General features: G+C 73.4%; 14 protein-coding genes. 7 read left to right on the top strand and 7 right to left on the bottom strand.

All coding sequences use genetic code 11. The features are described 5' to 3' along the window. The first annotated feature begins 35 nt into the window (after window positions 1–35). Genes sigK through ABD948_RS00930 form a run of 7 tightly spaced genes read left to right on the top strand, consistent with a single transcriptional unit; the run spans window position 36 to window position 7682 of the window. The gene (sigK, locus tag ABD948_RS00960; RefSeq protein WP_345262170.1) at window positions 36–647 is read left to right on the top strand and encodes an ECF RNA polymerase sigma factor SigK; all 612 of its coding nucleotides are present in this window, start codon (window positions 36–38) and stop codon (window positions 645–647) included. Next, a complete protein-coding gene (locus ABD948_RS00955) occupies window positions 644–1369 on the top strand; it encodes an anti-sigma factor (protein WP_345262169.1) in 726 nt (241 codons plus the stop codon). Before sigK ends, ABD948_RS00955 begins: the two co-directional genes overlap by 4 nt. Continuing rightward, window positions 1369–3426 (top strand): FAD-dependent oxidoreductase, encoded by a 2058-nt coding sequence (locus ABD948_RS00950; RefSeq protein ID WP_345262168.1) that lies wholly within the window; start codon window positions 1369–1371, stop codon window positions 3424–3426. The genes ABD948_RS00955 and ABD948_RS00950 overlap by 1 nt, the downstream gene beginning before the upstream one ends. Continuing rightward, window positions 3423–4745, top strand: coding sequence for a class I SAM-dependent methyltransferase (locus ABD948_RS00945; RefSeq protein ID WP_345262167.1), 1323 nt, complete (start codon window positions 3423–3425; stop codon window positions 4743–4745). The genes ABD948_RS00950 and ABD948_RS00945 overlap by 4 nt, the downstream gene beginning before the upstream one ends. Continuing rightward, window positions 4742–6070 carry a class I SAM-dependent methyltransferase gene (locus tag ABD948_RS00940; protein ID WP_345262166.1) on the top strand — a complete coding sequence of 443 codons (1329 nt, stop codon included), beginning with the start codon at window positions 4742–4744 and terminating at the stop codon, window positions 6068–6070. The genes ABD948_RS00945 and ABD948_RS00940 overlap by 4 nt, the downstream gene beginning before the upstream one ends. A gap of 20 nt (window positions 6071–6090) precedes the next feature. After that, on the top strand, window positions 6091–6903 hold the full coding sequence (locus tag ABD948_RS00935; RefSeq protein ID WP_345262165.1) for a DUF1295 domain-containing protein: 813 nt from the start codon (window positions 6091–6093) through the stop codon (window positions 6901–6903). Beyond that, a complete protein-coding gene (locus ABD948_RS00930; RefSeq protein ID WP_345262164.1) occupies window positions 6900–7682 on the top strand; it encodes a tyrosine-protein phosphatase in 783 nt (260 codons plus the stop codon). The genes ABD948_RS00935 and ABD948_RS00930 overlap by 4 nt, the downstream gene beginning before the upstream one ends. Before the next feature lie 8 nt (window positions 7683–7690). Here the strand turns inward: ABD948_RS00930 and ABD948_RS00925 are convergent, their stop codons facing one another. The 7 genes from ABD948_RS00925 to ABD948_RS00895 all read right to left on the bottom strand — a co-directional run bounded on the left by ABD948_RS00925 (window position 7691) and on the right by ABD948_RS00895 (window position 16787). Beyond that, window positions 7691–8131, bottom strand: coding sequence for a PLD nuclease N-terminal domain-containing protein (locus ABD948_RS00925; protein WP_345262163.1), 441 nt, complete (start codon window positions 8129–8131; stop codon window positions 7691–7693). A gap of 171 nt (window positions 8132–8302) precedes the next feature. Next, complete coding sequence (locus tag ABD948_RS00920) at window positions 8303–9511, bottom strand: S8 family peptidase (protein WP_345262162.1); 1209 nt, start codon at window positions 9509–9511, stop codon at window positions 8303–8305. Between the two features lie 135 nt (window positions 9512–9646). After that, complete coding sequence (locus ABD948_RS00915) at window positions 9647–10801, bottom strand: YihY/virulence factor BrkB family protein (protein ID WP_345262161.1); 1155 nt, start codon at window positions 10799–10801, stop codon at window positions 9647–9649. 50 nt (window positions 10802–10851) lie between these two features. Next, on the bottom strand, window positions 10852–11769 hold the full coding sequence (locus tag ABD948_RS00910; RefSeq protein WP_345262160.1) for an AEC family transporter: 918 nt from the start codon (window positions 11767–11769) through the stop codon (window positions 10852–10854). A gap of 39 nt (window positions 11770–11808) precedes the next feature. Next, window positions 11809–13650 (bottom strand): ATP-binding protein, encoded by a 1842-nt coding sequence (locus ABD948_RS00905; protein ID WP_345262159.1) that lies wholly within the window; start codon window positions 13648–13650, stop codon window positions 11809–11811. 72 nt (window positions 13651–13722) lie between these two features. Then, a complete protein-coding gene (locus ABD948_RS00900; RefSeq protein WP_345262158.1) occupies window positions 13723–14904 on the bottom strand; it encodes an acyl-CoA dehydrogenase family protein in 1182 nt (393 codons plus the stop codon). Beyond that, window positions 14901–16787: an ATP-binding protein gene (locus tag ABD948_RS00895; protein WP_345262157.1), complete on the bottom strand. Its 1887-nt coding sequence runs from the start codon at window positions 16785–16787 to the stop codon at window positions 14901–14903. The genes ABD948_RS00900 and ABD948_RS00895 overlap by 4 nt, the downstream gene beginning before the upstream one ends. Window positions 16788–16790: the final 3 nt, after the last annotated feature.

Here is a 16790-nt window from a genome sequence, read left to right as displayed (position 1 = left end):
CGCCCGAGGATCAGACTGCTGAGACACTGGTTCACATGGACCACGTGACGCCCGTGCCCGCCGGCACTCCTGACAAGGGAGTGCCGGCGGTGCCGGCTCACACCGCCGAGCTCAACGGCCTGCTCAAGCAGGCCGCGCGCGGCGACGAGGCGGCCTTCGCCCGGCTCTACGACGCCACCTCGTCGCGGGTCTACGGACTCGCGGTCCGGGTCGTCCGCGATCCGGCCCAGGCCGAGGAGGTCGCCCAGGAGGCCTTCCTGGAGATCTGGCGCACCGCCACCCGGTTCGACCCGGCCAAGGGCAGCGCCACCGCGTGGATGCTCACGATCGTGCACCGCAAGTCCGTCGACCGGGTCCGCTCGGCAGAGGCGGCCACACGGCGCGACGTGAGCTACCACGAGCAGAACCGCACGATCGACCACGACGCCACGGCCGATGCCGCCCACGCCTCCCTGGAGGCGCACCGGGTACGCAACGCGCTGGGCAGCCTGACCCCCGTGCAGCGCGAGGCGATCGAGCTCGCGTACTTCGGGGGGTACACGCACACCGAGGTGGCCAAGCTGCTCGACCTACCGGTCGGCACCGCCAAGACCCGCATCCGAGATGGCTTGATCCGGCTGCGCGACACGATGGGACTAGGAGCATGAGCGACGTGCACGGGCTGTCCGGCGCCTACGCCGTCGACGCTCTCGACGACCTCGAGCGCGCCCGGTTCGAGCGGCACCTGACCGAGTGCCCCGAGTGCCGGGCCGAGGTCGAGAGCCTCACCGAGGCCGCCTCCCTGCTCTCCGACACCACCTCCTTCGAGCCCCCCGCCTCGCTGCGGGAGTCGGTGCTCGCCTCCATCGAGACCGTCCGCCCCCTGCCGCCCGTGGTGGCCGACCTGACCGCTCGCGCCGATCGGCGTCGCCGTCGATTTCAAGGCCTGGTGGCAGCAGCAGCTGCTGTGACCGTGCTCGGCGCCGGTGCCGCCGTCTGGCAGCCCTGGCAGGAGTCGCAGCCCTCCGTGGTCGGCGCGGTGAGCGCCACCGACGAGGTGCTCAACGCCCCCGACGCCGAGCGCTTCGAGATGAAGGTCGGCAAGCAGACCGTCTCGGTCGTCCGCTCGGCCGAGCTCAACAAGGCCGTCCTCGAGGCTCCCGAGCTCCCGCCCGCGCCCAACGGCCACGCCTACGCCGTCTGGCTCCAGCACGACGATGCCATGGTGCTCGCCGGCGTGGTCAACGCCGACGACGACACCTCCGCCATCCTGCTCAGCGGCGACGCCCGCACCGCGGACGGCGCCGGGATCACCGTCGAGGCCGCCGGCGAGCGCGTCAGCACCCCCAGCCCCACGCTCGTCGGCAGCGTCGGGTTCGAGCAGGCGTGATGACGGTGGCTCCTCGCCGGGTCGCCGTCATCGGCTCCGGCGTCGCCGGGCTGGTCGCCGCCCACGTGGCGGGCCGCACGGCCCACGTGACGCTCTACGAGGCCGACGACCGCCTCGGTGGTCACGCCGACACCCACCGCGTCCGCGAGGGTGAGGGCGAGGGCGCCCGCGAGCTCGGCATCGACACCGGCTTCATCGTGCACAACCCGCGCACCTACCCGGTGCTGCTGCGGCTCTTCGCCGAGCTCGGGGTGGCCACCCAGCCCTCCGAGATGTCGATGAGCATCCGCGACGACGACTCGCACCTGGAGTGGGCCGGCGCGCTGGGCCGCACCGGTCTGTTCCCCACCTCCGCCAACGTGCGCAACCCGCGCTACCTGGCGATGCTGGTGGAGATACCGCGCTTCCACGCCCGCGCCAAGAAGCTCCTCGCGCGGACCGGCTCCGTGCCCACCGAACCCGGCGCCTACGCACCCGAGCACGACGTCACGCTGCGCGAGTTCCTGCGCCGCGGTCGCTTCTCGGCCTACTTCGTGCGCCACTTCATGGAGCCGCTCGTGGCGGCCGTGTGGTCGTGCGAGCCCGGCGTCGCGCTGGAGTACCCGGCGCGCTACCTGTTCACCTTCCTGCAGCACCACGGCATGCTCGGCATCTTCGGCTCCCCCCAGTGGCGCACCGTCACGGGTGGCTCCCACGCCTACGTGCAGCGCGTGGCCGCGGGCCTCGACGACGTGCGCCTGGGCAGCAAGGTCACCTCGGTGCTCGACGCCGCCGGCCGCGTGGAGGTCACCGACGGCAACGGCGCCACCGAGCGCTACGACGCCGTCGTCATCGCCACCCACCCCTCGCACGCGCTCGGCATGCTGGCCGACCCCACCCCCCTGCAGCGCGAGGTGCTGGGCGCCATGCCGTACTCGGCCAACACCGCACTGCTGCACACCGACACCTCGGTGATGCCGCGGGCGCGCGACGCCTGGGCCAGCTGGAACTTCGCCCGGCCCTCCGAGGACGACCACGCCGGGCGCGGCGGGGGCGGCGTCGTCGTCACCTACGACCTGACCCGCCTGCAGCGCCTCGACACCGACGTCCACTACCTGGTGACCCTGGGTGGCGAGCACCTGGTCGACCCCGCCACGGTGATCGCGCGTCGCGAGTACGAGCACCCGCTCTACAACCCCACGTCGGTGGCCGCGCAGGCGCGGCTGCCCGAGATCGACACCGACCGCATCGCCTTCGCCGGCGCCTACCACGGGTGGGGATTCCACGAGGACGGCGCGCGCTCGGGCCTGGCCGCCGTCGAGCGGCTCGGGCTCAGCTGGCCCGCCACCGAGGTCACGCCGGTCGCCGCCGGTCCCGCCGCCCCTGCGGTGTACCGCACCGAGATCAGCCACACGCGGCGTCGGCCGATCCAGCGGCGCTTCACCCACCGCAGCCACACCTGGCTCGTCGACCTCGACGACCTGCCCGACCACGGTCTGCTCGGCCGGTTCGAGGCGCGCGACCACCTCGGCGACCCCGAGCGCACGCTGCGCGAGAACGTCGAGGCGTTCCTCGCCCGTCACGACATCGACCTCGGCAAGGGCCGGATCGTGATGGCGGCGCAGCCGCGCGCGCTGGGCTGGTGCTTCAACCCGATCTCGGTGTTCTGGTGCTTCGACGCCGCCGGCCAGCAGGCCGCCGTCGTCGTCGAGGTGCACAACACCTACGGCGACCGGCACGCCTACCTCGTGCACCCCGACGAGCAGGGCCGTGCCACCACGCCGAAGCAGATGTACGTCTCGCCCTTCCACGGCACCGACGGCACCTACACGCTCGCCGTGCCCGTCCCCGGGGAGCGGCTCGACGTCGCCGTCAGCCTGCGCACCGACGACGGGGCCGTCTTCAGCGCCTCGCTCGTCGGCCACCGCAGCGACACCAGCCCGTGGCGGGCCGCTCCGGCGGCTCTGCGAGGCTCCGTCCTGATCCACCTGCACGGCATCTGGTTGTGGGCCACCCGCCGCCGTCGACTGCCCGTGCGCCCCCGACCCGAACACCACCAGGAAGGCGTGTCGCAGTGACCGTCACCTCCCAGCGCCTCTCGGCCAACCACTGGCCCGGCCTCGACGCCGTCCCCACCGGTGCCCGCGCCCGCTTCTCGGCCCGCGTCGCCGAGCGGCTCTTCCGCGGTGCCCTCGCGCGCCTCGACGTCACCGTCTGCCTGACCCGGCCCGACGGCACCGTCGAGACCTGGGGTCGCGGTGGCCCGACCATGGTCGTGCACCGCCCCGAGGAGCTGTTCCTGCGGCTGGGCCGCGACCAGCTGATCGGGTTCGGCGAGGCCTACCTGACCGGTGCCTGGGACGCCGAGGACCTCGGGGGCTTCCTCACCGTGCTGGCCGCCGAGATGCAGACGCTGGTGCCCGAGAGCCTGCAGAAGCTGCGAGCGCTCGTCGTCAAGCGCCCGCCGCGGCGGATGCTCAGCAGCAAGAGCAACTCGCAGAGCAACATCGCGCACCACTACGACCTCTCCAACGACCTGTTCGAGCTGTTCCTGGACCCCACGCTCAGCTACTCCTCGGCGCTGTTCGTCGAGAGCCCGCCGCGGGCCGGCGGCGGTGCGGCCCCCGACCCCGGCGCGCCCACCCGCGAGGACCTCGAGCCCGCCCAGGCCCGCAAGATCGAGCGGCTCCTCGACCAGGCCGGCGTCGGCGAGGGCAGCCGGGTGCTCGAGATCGGCTCGGGCTGGGGTGAGCTGGCCGTGCGCGCCGCCCGCCGCGGTGCCACCGTGCGCACGATCACGCTCTCGGTCGAGCAGAAGGCGCTGGCCGAGGCCCGCGTGGCCGAGGCCGGCTACACCGACCAGGTCAGCGTCGACCTCTGCGACTACCGCGACGTCGCCCGCGCGGGCGAGACCTACGACGCCGTGGTCTCGGTGGAGATGATCGAGGCCGTGGGCTGGCAGTACTGGCAGACCTACTTCGAGACCATCGACTCCGTGCTGGCCCCCGGCGGCAAGGTGGCCATCCAGGCCATCACCATGCCCCACGACCGGATGCTGGCGACCCGACGCACCTACACGTGGATCCACAAGTACATCTTCCCCGGCGGCTTCCTGCCCTCGGTGCGCGTCATCGACGACATCACCTGCCAGCACACGGCGCTGCGGATGACCGACCGTCTCTCGATGGGCCAGCACTACGCCCAGACGCTGCGGCTGTGGGACGAGGCGTTCCTCGCCGCGTCGCAGCAGGTGCTCCGGCTCGGCTTCGACGAGACCTTCCTGCGGATGTGGCACTTCTACCTCGAGTACTCCCGCGCCGGCTTCGCCGCGGCCTACCTCGACGTCAACCAGCTGACCTTCACCAAGTCGGGCACCACGCCCGGGGAGCTCCGATGACCGCCACCACCACCCCCCTCGGCGCCCCCGCATCCGGCGGCGCCGCCGGCGCCACCGGCACCGGCGTCGCTCAGCGGCTCGCCGAGGCGCTGGCCCCCTTCATCGGTGGCTCCCTCCCGGTGCTGCTGCGCGCCTGGGACGGCTCCGAGGCCGGCGACCCCGCCGGCCCCGTCGTCGAGCTGCGCAGCCCCGACGCCGTCCGCCGGCTGCTCTGGCACCCCGGCGAGCTGGGCGCGGCCCAGGCCTACGTCACGGGCGAGCTCGACGTGCCGGAGCAGGACGGCTGGACCCTCGACCGCGCGCTGACCCACGCGTTCGCCGTGGCCCGCGAGCGCGGCCTCTCCGGCGTGCGGCCCACGCCGTCGGCGCTGGTCAAGGCCGTGCGCACCGCGCTCGACATGGGCGTCCTGGGCCGCCCGCCGGCGGCGCCGGCCTCGCAGGCCCAGATCAAGGGGCGCCTGCACAGCCCGCTGCGCGACCGCCGCTCGATCAGCCACCACTACGACCTCTCCAACGAGTTCTACTCCCTCATCCTCGAGCGCTCGATGGCCTACTCCTGCGGCTACCACTCCTCCCCGGAGCAGCCGCTCGAGGAGGCCCAGGACGCCAAGCTCTCGCTGGTGTGCACCAAGCTCGGGCTCGAGCCCGGCATGCGTCTGCTCGACGTCGGCTGCGGCTGGGGCTCGATGTCGCTGCACGCCGCCGAGCACTTCGGCGCGCAGGTCGTCGGCGTCACCATCGCCGCGGAGCAGAAGCGCTTCATCGACGAGCGGATCCGCGAGCGGGGTCTCGAGGACCGCGTCGAGATCCGCCTGCAGGACTACCGCGAGGTGCCCGAGCGCGACCACTTCGACGCCGTCTCCTCCATCGAGATGGGCGAGCACGTGGGGCAGCGCAACTACCCCACCTACGCCGAGGTGCTGCGCCGCTCGGTCAAGCCCGGCGGGCGCGTGCTCGTGCAGCAGATGTCGCGCACCGGCAAGTGGCCGGGCGGCGGCCCCTTCATCGAGTCCTTCATCGCCCCCGACATGTACATGCGCCCCGTCGGCCAGACCGTGGGCATGCTCGAGCGCGGCGGCCTGGAGGTGCGCGACGTGCACGGCCTGCGCGAGCACTACGTGCTCACCGTCGCCGGCTGGCTGGAGCGCTTCGAGGCCAACGTCGAGCGGCTCACCGAGCTGGTCGGCGAGGAGGTCGTCCGCGTGTGGCGGCTCTACCTCGTGGGCGGCTCGATGGCCTTCCGCGACGGCCGGATGGGCGTCGACCAGATCCTGATGGTGCGCCCGGGCGCACCTCACACCCTGCCCGCCGTCCGCACGTTCTGATCCCGGGGTAACGGTCAGGCATGGACCCCGTGATCATCAGCCTCCTGGCCGGCCTGCTCACCGTCGTGGTGGGCATGGGCGCTGCCGCCGTGCGCGCCCGCCAGCTCGACAAGGTGGCGGTCGTCGACGTCGCCTGGGGTGCCGGCTTCGTGCTGGTGGCCCTGGTGGCGGCGCTCGTTGGCACCGCCGTCGACGAGGGTGACGCCTGGCGCCGCTGGTTGGTGCTCGCGCTGGTCGGGGCCTGGGGCCTGCGCCTGGCCTGGCACGTGCGCGGTCGCGCCATCGGCGAGCACCAGGGCAAGGAGGACCCGCGCTACGCCGAGATGCTCGGCGGCTCGCTCTCCGAGGTGGGCATGGGCACCGCCGTCAAGCGCGTCTTCCTCGTGCAGGGCGTGGCGCAGTTCTTCGTGGCCGTGCCGGTGATGGTGGGTGCGGTGCTGACGGCACCGTGGTGGCCCGCGGTCGTCCTGGGCGTGCTGGTGTGGGCCACCGGCCTGTTCTTCGAGACCGTCGGCGACCGGCAGCTGGCCGCCTACAAGGCCCAGCCCAAGGAGTCCCGGCCGATCGTCATGGACCAGGGGCTGTGGCGCTACACCCGCCACCCCAACTACTTCGGCGACGCGTGCGTGTGGTGGGGCGTCTGGCTGGTGGCCGGCCTCGGGTCGGGCTGGGTCACGGGCCTGCTCACCATCCTCTGCCCCGCCGCCATGACGTTCTTCCTGATCCAGGTCACCGGCGCCAAGCTGCTCGAGAAGACGATGATGCAGCGCCAGGGCTACCCCGAGTACGCCGAGCGCACCTCGATGTTCTTCCCGCTGCCGCCGAAGGGATGAACGACCCCGCCGCCCGCCCGGGCGCCGCAGCGGGCGAGGAGCTGGTGCGGCTGGCCTCCGCCGACAACTTCCGCGACGTCGCCGGCCCCGGGTTGCGCACCGCCGACGGCGTGCCGCTCCGCGCGGGCGTGCTCTACCGCTCCAACGAGCTCGGCCTGACCGACGAGGACGCCGCCACGATCGCCGGCCTCGGCGTGCGCGCGGTCTACGACCTGCGCGACCGGCACGAGGTCGAGGCCCACCCCGACGTCGAGGTGCCGGGAGCGGCGAACGAGCACCTCGAGGTGCGCGGCATCCCGATGGACCAGGTCGCCTCGCTCGCGACCGTGCAGCAGGCCGACGACGTCATGCACCGGGTCTACCGCGGCTTCGTCGAGCACCCCGGTGGCCGAGCCGCCTTCGCGGCGCTGCTGGGACGGCTCGCCGACGGCACGGAGCCACAGCTGTTCCACTGCACCGCCGGCAAGGACCGCACCGGCTGGGCGGCTGCCCTCGTGCTGCACGTCGCCGGCGTCGCCTGGGCGGAGATCGAGCGCGACTACCTGCGCACCAACGACCGATCGGCCGGCACGCGCCGCAAGTACCTCGGGATGGTGCGTGAGCACCTGGGCGAGGAGCTGGTCGAGGTCTACGAGCGGGTGATGGTCGCCGACGCCGCCTACCTCGCCACCGCGCACGACGCCGCGCTGGCGGCGCACGGCTCCCTCGAGGGCTACCTGCGCGAGGGGCTCGGGCTCTCCACCACCGAGCTCGACCGGCTGCGCGCCCGGCTCGTCTGAGCCGCGGCTCAGTCCTGCGGAGCCGGGTCGGCACCCCCGGCGTCGCGCTGACGACGTCGCTCGCGCTCGGCGGCCCGCTCGGCCTCGGCGGCCCGCTCCCGCTCGCGACGAGCGGCCTCGTGCGCCCGGCGCTGCTGCTCGGCGCGCTCGCGGACCTGCCGCAGGAACGCGTCGTCGCTCTCACCCTGGGTGGCCGCGGCCCGACCCGGGCGGTCGTACTCGGGGAAGGCGGGCGCGGCCCGCTCGCCCGCGCGGGGACGGGCGGCGACCGGCCGACCCACCGCCAGCCAGGCGATCGAGCCGAGCAACGGGAAGAAGACCACGAACGCCAGCCACAGGAGCCGGGGCAGGTGGCGCACCTCGTCCTCGCGGGAGGTGAGGATGTCGACGACGCAGTAGACGAGCAGGGCGAAGCCAGCCACCGCCAGCAACAGGTACAGCTTGGTCACGCGCACATCATCAGGGACGCGTCGCGCCCACGACTCGGTTTTCCCGACGCCGCCCTCGGAGCACCGCAGGACCCAGCACGACGGCCGGCCCTCCGCCCCCCGCGGTGAGCCGGCCGTCGCCGGTTGCGACGTCGCCGCCGCAGTCTGGTGTGCCCCTCGTGGCCCTCGAGCTCAGTAGCTGCTGAACAGCAGCCGGTTGGGCGAGCCCTTGACGTCGCTGGCCGCCCCGGTGGTGGCGTTGCCGACCAGGGCGGAGGCCACGGCGGCGGGCGCGGCGCTCGGCGTGCCCTGCAGGAGCAACGCGGCGACGCCGGCCACGTGCGGCGAGGCCATCGAGGTGCCCGAGATGGTGTTGGTGGAGGTGTTGCTGCTGTTCCAGGTGGAGGTGATGTCCTGGCCCGGGGCCAGGATGTCGACGCAGGAGCCCCAGTTGGAGAACGTGGCGCGGGCGTCGGTGCGCGTGGTGGCGCCGACGGTGATCGCCGAGGCTGCACGGGCCGGCGAGGAGGTGCAGGCGTCGGCGTCCTCGTTGCCCGCCGCGACGACGACGGTGACCCCGGCGTCGGTCATCCGCTTCACCGCGGCGTCGGTGGCCTCGTTGGCACCGCCGCCCAGGCTCATGTTGGCCACGGCCGGCTTGACGGCGTTGCGCGCCACCCAGTCCATGCCGGCGATGACGCCGGAGTTGCTGCCGCTGCCGAGGCAGTTGAGCACCTGGACGGGCACCAGGGTCACCTGCTTGGCCAGGCCGTAGGTGGCGCCCCCGATGGTGCCGGCCACGTGCGTGCCGTGGCCGTTGCAGTCGTTGCGCGCGTTGCCGAGCAGCACCGAGCTGTAGCCGGTGGTAACGCGGCCGCCGAAGTCGGCGTGCGAGGCCCGGATGCCGGTGTCGATCACGTAGGCGCGGACGCCGGCCCCGGTCGCGTTGTAGGTGTAGCTGCCCGAGAGCGGCAGCGCCCGCTGGTCGGTGCGGTCCAGCCCCCACGTGGGGTTGCTCTGGGTGGCCTGCACGGTGACCGTGGAGTCCTCCTGCACGAAGGCCACGTCGGGGTCCTCGCGCACCTCGCGCAGCTGCGCGTCGGTGAGCACCGCGGTGTACCCGCCGATCTCCCGGAACACGTGCGTCACGTCGGCGGCGTCGCCGTCGACCGCGGCCCGTGCCTCGGCGCCGGGCGCCTCGGCGCCCTCCTCCAGCACCACGATGTAGCGCGAGTCGATGGCGCGCTCGGCCGAGAGCAGCGGGGCGAGCGCGGCCTCGGCCGTGCTGGCCGGGCTGGCAGGGCTGGCGGCCTGAGCGGCCGGGACGGCAGCCGCGGGCACGAGGGCGCCGGCGGCCAGGACGGCCGCGGTGGTCAGGTGGGTACGAAGCGAGAACGACATGCTGGGAGCGACCTCCGGTGGGTGAACGACGAACCTCTCCCAACCTGCACCGCCCGCCGCCCGCCGTGAAGACCGGTCGCACTGCACAAACATGCAGTGCACGAAACTGCACATGTCTGCGCAGTGGCGCTGCCCCTACGCCGTGGGCGTCGCGTCGTCCTGGCGCCGCAACGGCTGCGTGGCGGTGCCGTTCTCGGTGTGCTGGGCGGCGACGGGCTCGTCGGCCGGGGTGGGGGCGTGGGGCGGGGGCTCCGCGCTCGAGGCCTCCACCACCGGGGTGCCCCGCGGCGGCGTCTTCGGCTCCAGGACGATCTCGTGGGTCTCGCCGCTGCGCTCGTCGAAGCGCACCGCCACCGACTCGAAGCCCTTGAGCGCGTTCATGTGCACCAGGCCGGCGTAGGTGCGGCGGTCGGCGTCGGTGAGGTCGACCTCGTCGGTGAACAGGGTGGCCAGCGAGCGGGGGTAGAGCCGCCGCGCCAGCACCACGTTGAGCTCGATGCCCAGCACGCCCATGACCGCGGCGAGGTAGATGATGCCGATCAGGCCGAGCACCAGGCCGAAGGTCTGGTTCATGGTGCTGGTGCCGGTGAGCACGTTGCTGGCGTACAGCGCGCCGATGTACTGCAGCAGCTGCCACATCAGGGCGACGGCGAAGGCCCCGGGCCACGCGCGGCCCACGTAGTCGTGGCGGGCGGCGGCCAGGCGCGAGAGTCCGGTCAGCACGAGGCCGAGCAGCACCACCGTGCCGGCACGGATCAGCCAGCGCAGCGTCGCACTGAGCTGGTCGCTGAACACCTCGGTGTTGGCACCCAGGGTCGAGACCACCGAGACCGCGACGACGGCGAGGCCGGCGAGCATCAGCAGCAGCAGGCTCTTGAAACGCGCGAAGAACGGGTTGGGCCGGCTGTTGCGCGGCACCGCCCACGCGGTGTTCATCGTGTTCTGGATGGCCTGGCCCAACCCGGAGGCACCGAACAGCGCCACCAGCAGACCGACCACGATGCCGGCCGTGGACCCCTGCAGCCCCTCCGGGCGCCCCAGGTCGTCACCGATGATCGGGAACTGGGCCAGCGCCGAGTCGAGCACGACCTCCTGCAGCTCCGGGCGCCCCTGCAGCACGAAGCCCAGGATCGAGGAGGCGAGCAGCAGCAACGGGAAGATCGCGACGAACGCGTAGTAGGTGAGCGCGGCGACCATGTAGTTGCCCTGGTCGTCGTAGAACTTGTAGAAGACCGCGATCGGGACGCCGAGCAGCGGCACCCGCCGCTGCGCCCGGTCGACCCCGCTCATCACGCCCACCTGCTCACGGTACCGGGCGGGGCACCGGCTTCTCGCCAGCCTCAGGCCAGCAGGGCGACGACGGCGACCACGACGGGCACGCACCCGAGGGTGCTGACGAAGATCGCGTCACGCGCCAGCAGCACGGCGCGCTCGTAGCGCAGGGCGATCACGTAGACGTTCTGCGCGGTCGGCAGCGCCGAGATGACGGTGACGGCGAGCAGCCCGGCGTCGTCGAGCCCGATCAGCCGGCCCGTGGCGTAGGCCGCGAGCGGCTGGAGCAGCAGCTTGAGCCCGACCGGCAGCCCCAGCCGCTGCAGCGGCACGCCCCGGCCGGGCAGCGGCCCCAGCCGCAGCCCCACGCCGTAGGCCAGCAGCATGGCCGGCACCGCCATCCCGCCGACGAGTTCCAGCGGGTCGGCCACCACGGCCGGCACCGGAGCACCGCTCACGGCCACCAGCAGCCCGGCCACGCTGGCCACGGTGATCGGGTTGCGCGCCGGCCGGCTCAGCAGCCGGCGCCACGACACCGCCGTGTCGCTCACCGCGGAGTCCAGCACGGCGAGCGCCAGGGGCTGCAGCACCACCAGCTGCAGCAGCAGCACGGGCGCGATCAGGGCCGGGTCGCCCAGCACGTAGGCCGCGATGGGCAGGCCCAGGTTGCCGGCGTTGCAGTAGGAGGAGCACATGGTCGCGATCACCGAGGTGCCCAGGTCGTCGCGCCGCCACCGCGCCACGCCCGCGCTGACGACGGCCGTGACCACCACCGCGGCCACGATCGCCACCAGGTTGCCCGAGAACACCGCCCGCAGGTCGGCGTCCTGGAGCACGGTGAAGAGCAGGGCGGGGCTGGCCACGAAGAACGCGACGGCGCTCAGGGTGCGCTGGCCGGCGGCATCCACCAGGCCCAGGTGCGCGACGAGCACACCCAGCCCGACGACGACGGCGATGGTGCCGAAGCCCGCCAGCACCCCACCCACGCCGGGGATGCTACGTGGGGTCGGTGGTCGCGCCGGCGCTCAGGTCGCCGGCAGGGTGAGGGTGAACGTGGTGCCCTCGCCCAGCACCGAGCTGACGGCCACCTCGCCGCCGTGCCGCTCGGCCACCGCCGCCACGATGGAGAGCCCCAGCCCGGTGCCGGGCTGTCGCAGTGCCTCGGGGTTGGTGGTGCGGAAGAACGCGCGGAACAGCGCCGCCTGGTCCTGCTCGCCGATGCCGATGCCGGTGTCGCACACCTGCACCCGCACCTCGCCGCCGTAGCGGTGCGCCGTCATGGTCACCCGGCCTCCCGCGGGGGTGTACTTCACGGCGTTGCTGGCCAGGTTGCTGAGCATCCGGTCGATCTCGTGGGGGTCGCCCGGCACCACCAGCCGGCCCGCGCCGACCCCGAGGTCGAGGGTCAGCCCCTTGGCCTGGGCGGTGTTGCGGATCAGCGCCGCCACCTCCTCCAGCGCGGCCCGCACGTCGACCGGCACGCGCACGAGCGGGTGGCGGGGGTCGCTGACCCGGGTCAGCAGGAGCAGGTCCTCGACGACGTTCTGCATGCGCGCGGTGCCGCGCGCCATCGCCGCCCGGTAGGGCGAGGCCTCGGCCAGGTCGAGGTCGCCGAGCAGCTCCAGGTTGCCCGAGATCACCGCGAGCGGGGTGCGCAGCTCGTGGGAGAGCGTGGCGATCACCTGCGAGCGGTGGTCGTCGAGCTGCTGCAGCTCGCGCACCAGGCGTCGCTCGCGCTCCAGCACGGCGGCCGTCGTCAGGGAGGCGCCGAGGTCGTGCCCGATCTCGAGCGCCGACTCGCGCTCGACCGTGGACCAGACCGGGTCGCCCGGGTCGCGCGCCAGCACCAGGAAGCCGCGGCAGGTGGGACCGACTCCCAGCGGCACCGCGAGCGCCGATCCCAGCCCCAGCCGGGCGAGCAGGGTGCTGCTCTGCTGCAGCAGGCTCGCGACCTGGGGGATCTCGAGCGCCGCACGGTCGGCCTCCTCGCCACCCAGGACGACGACGCGCTGGTGGCGCCACAGGTGGGGCGCCAGCCCCTCGGCCAGCCGCACCACCTCCGTGGGCAGCTCGACCAGCTCGTCGGCCAGGTCGCGGGCCCACCCACGCCCGGTGCCGTCGGGCTCCACCACGTGCACCCACGAGCCGCGGGCGTCGAAGCCCTCCACCAGCGGGCGGTGCACGTGGGCCACGACCGCCTCCAGGGAGTCGTGGCCCGCCGCCGAGGCGTCGCGCACCAGGCGGCGCGCGGACTCGGCGTGCGCGATCTGCTGCACCATCTCCTCGCGCTCGACGGCGGTGATGACGCCCCGCTCGGCCTGCGCGGCGTACCGCTCCAGGAGCCGGCGCTGGGCGGCGTCGGGGCGGCACCCGGAGACGGGGTCGTCGACCGAGAGGATGCCCACCAGCACGCCGGCGTCGTCGCGCAGCGTGGCCAGCAGCGCGTCGTGCGGGTGCCAGGCGTCGGGCCGCTCCTCACCGTCCGGTGCGACGACGACCCAGTGGCCCTTGAGCTCCTCGACGTCGTAGTCCTCGGCGGCGAGGAAGCAGAAGCGCCCCCACGCGCAGGCCCGCTCCAGCACGGGGTCGAGCACGTGCACGGGGTCGGTCTGGGAGAGCCACTCCCGGTGCTCCTCGGGCCCGACGTAGGCCATGGTGACCAGCTCGCCCTCGATCACCACCGAGAGCACCGCGACGCGGAAGCCCACCATCTCGGCCACGGACTCCACGAGCAGCTGCAGCACCGCCCGGGCCGAGGAGTCCGACCACCCCGTGTGCTCGGGGTGCCCGCGCAGCACGACGCCGCCGGTGCCCTCGCGACGCGTCGCGAACGGCCCGGCCGAGGCACCCGTGTCGATGGCGGTCACTGCCCGGTCTCCCTCTCCCGGGCACATCCTCCCTCCTGAGGACCGCCGGAGGGAGGCTTACGGCTGGATCGGTCAGTACGACTTGGGCAGCCCCAGGGAGTGCATGGAGACGAAGTTGAGGATCATCTCGCGGCTCACCGGCGCGATCCGGCCGACGCGGGTGGCCACCAGCAGTGCCGCCATGCCGTACTCCTGGCTGGCACCGAACCCGCCGTGGGTCTGCACCGCGCGGTCCACGGTGTCGCAGGCGGCCTCGGCGGCGGCGTACTTGGCCATGTTGGCGGCCTCGCCGGCACCGTGCTCGTCGCCGGCGTCGTAGAGCTCCGCCGCCTTCTGGGTCATCAGGCGCGCCATCTCGACCTCGATGTGGCTCTGCGCCAGCGGGTGCGCGATCGCCTGGTGGCCGCCGATCGGGCCGTTGAAGACCTCTCGCTCCTTGGCGTAGGCCACCGCCTTGCCCAGGGCGTAGCGGGCCAGGCCGGTGGAGAACGAGGCGGCCATGATGCGCTCGGGGTTGAGGCCGGCGAAGAGCTGCACGAGCCCGCCGTTCTCATCGCCGACCACGGCGTCGGCCGGCAGCCGCACATCGTCCATGAACACCTGGAACTGCTTCTCCGGGCTGACCATCTCCACCGGGATGTGGGTGGCCGAGAAGCCCTCGGCGTCGGTCGGAACGACCACCAGGACGGGCTTGACCTTGCCGGTGCGGGCGTCCTCGGCGCGGGCGACCACCAGCACGTGGTCGGCCTCGTCGACGCCGGAGATCCAGATCTTCTGGCCCTTGAGCACCCAGCCGTCGCCGTCGCGGCGGGCGGTGGTGGTGATGTTGTGCGTGTTGGTGCCGGCGTCGGGCTCGGTGATGGCGAAGGCCATGGTGCCCGTGCCGTCGCAGATGCCGGGCAGCCAGCGCTGCTTCTGCTCCTCGGTGCCGTAGCGGCTGATGATGGTGCCGCAGATGGCGGGGCTGACGACCATGAGCAGCAGAGGGCAGCCCTGGGCAGCGAGCTCCTCGCAGACCGCGGCGACGTCGCCGATGCCGCCGCCACCCCCGCCGTACTCCTCGGGGATGTTGATGCCGAGGTAGCCGTTCTTGCCGATCTCGAGCCACAGCTCGGTGGTCTTGCCACCCGAGCGGGCCTTCTCGGTGAAGTACTCGTGGCCGTACTTGGAGGCCAGCTTGGCCACCTGGCGGCGCAGCTCCTGGCGCTCCTCGGACTCGGTGAAGCGGCTGGTGGTCGTGGCGGCGGTGCTCATGCGGTCTCCTCCTGCTGTTCCTCGACGACGGCGAGGACCTCGCCGGCCGCGACCTGCGCGCCGGCCTGGACGTTGATCTGCGCCACGGTGCCGGCGTGCGGCGCCGCGACGGTGTGCTGCATCTTCATGGCCTCGAGCACGAGGACGGGATCGCCGGCGGCGACGTGAGCACCGCTCTCTACGGCTACGCGGACGACGGTGCCGGGCATCGGTGCCAGCAGGCTGCCGCTGGCCACCGCCTCGGCGGGGTCGACGAACCGCGGGGTGCGCACCAGCGCGGCGTGCCCCCCGGGCCAGTCGACGTCGACGTCGGAGCCGGCCACGCTCACCCGGTAGGTGGTGCGCACGCCGTCGGCCTCCAGCGTCACCTGCTCCGGAGAGGCGGCCACCACGGCGGCGCCCTCCACCCGGTAGCCGTCGCGCCCGCCCCACCACTCGACGCGGTGGTCACCCAGGATCGTCACCTGCGGCTGGCTCGGCACGTTGCGCCAGGCCGGCGGGAGCCCGCGCTGCACCGTGCGCGCGGCACGGTCGCGCTCGGCGAGCGCCAGGGCTGCGGCCACCGGCGCGAGGCCGGCGTCGGGTGCGGGCAGCGCCACCTGCGGCAGCAGTGCGGTGGAGACCTCACCGGCCACGAAGCGCTCGTCGCGCAGGATCGCCACCAGCTGGTCGCGGTTCGTGCGCACGCCGTGGATCCGGCTGCGCTGCAGCACGGTGGCCAGCAGCCGCACGGCCTGGGCACGCGTGTCCGCGCACACCACCACCTTCGCGAGCATCGCGTCGTAGAACGTGGAGACCTCGTTGCCGGCCTCGAACCCGGCCTCGACCCGCACACCCGGCTCCTGCGGGATCTCCAGGCACCGCAGCACCCCGCTCTGGGGCTGGTGGTCGGCCGCAGGGTCCTCGGCGTAGAGGCGCACCTCGACGGCGTGGCCCGACGCGCGGCCCGCGCGCTCCGGAACCGGCGCACCCTCGGCCGCGACCAGCTGCAGCTCGACCAGGTCGACGCCGTGCACCTCCTCGGTGACCGGGTGCTCCACCTGGAGCCGGGTGTTCATCTCCAGGAAGAAGAACCGTTCGCTGGCCGGGTCGTAGAGGAACTCCACGGTGCCCGCGCCGCGGTAGTCGATCGCCTCGGCAGCGCGACGGGCGGCCTCGTGCAGCGCGGTGCGCACCTCGTCGGGGAGCCCGGGCGCCGGGGCCTCCTCGACCACCTTCTGGTGGCGGCGCTGCAGCGAGCAGTCGCGGTCGCCGTACACGGTCGTCCCCACCACCTGCACCTCCACGTGGCGCCCCTGCTCCACGTAGGGCTCGACGAAGACCGTGCCGTCGCCGAAGGCCGAGGCGGCCTCCTCCTGCGCGGCGGCCACCTCGCGCTCCAGGTCGGCCAGCGCCCGGACGACGCGCATGCCGCGCCCGCCGCCACCGGCCGAGGCCTTCACCAGCAGCGGCAGGTCGACCTCGGTGGGCTGCTCGGGAGCCTCGAGCACCGGAACCCCCGCGGCCCGCATCAGCTCCTTGGCGCGGATCTTGTCGCCCATCTGCTCGATGGAGGAGGGGTCCGGGCCGATCCAGGTGAGGCCGGCCTCCTGCACCGCCCGTGCGAAGCCGGCGTTCTCGGAGAGGAACCCGTAGCCGGGGTGCACGGCGTCGGCGCCAGCGGCTCGCGCCGCAGCCAGCACGGCGTCGACGTCGAGGTAGGTCTCGGCCGGGGTGCTGCCGGGCAGCCGGACGGCGACGTCGGCCTCGCGCACGTAGGGCAGTGCGGCGTCGGGGTCGGAGTGCACGGCCACGGTGCCGATGCCGAGCCGGCGGCAGGTGCGGAAGACGCGACTGGCGATCTCGGCCCGGTTGGCCACGAGCACGCGGGTGATCTGGGGCATCGG

It is taken from the genome of Nocardioides nanhaiensis (assembly GCF_039542785.1).
Classification (GTDB): domain Bacteria; phylum Actinomycetota; class Actinomycetes; order Propionibacteriales; family Nocardioidaceae; genus Nocardioides; species Nocardioides nanhaiensis.
This window is presented reverse-complemented; position numbering and strand designations above follow the sequence as displayed.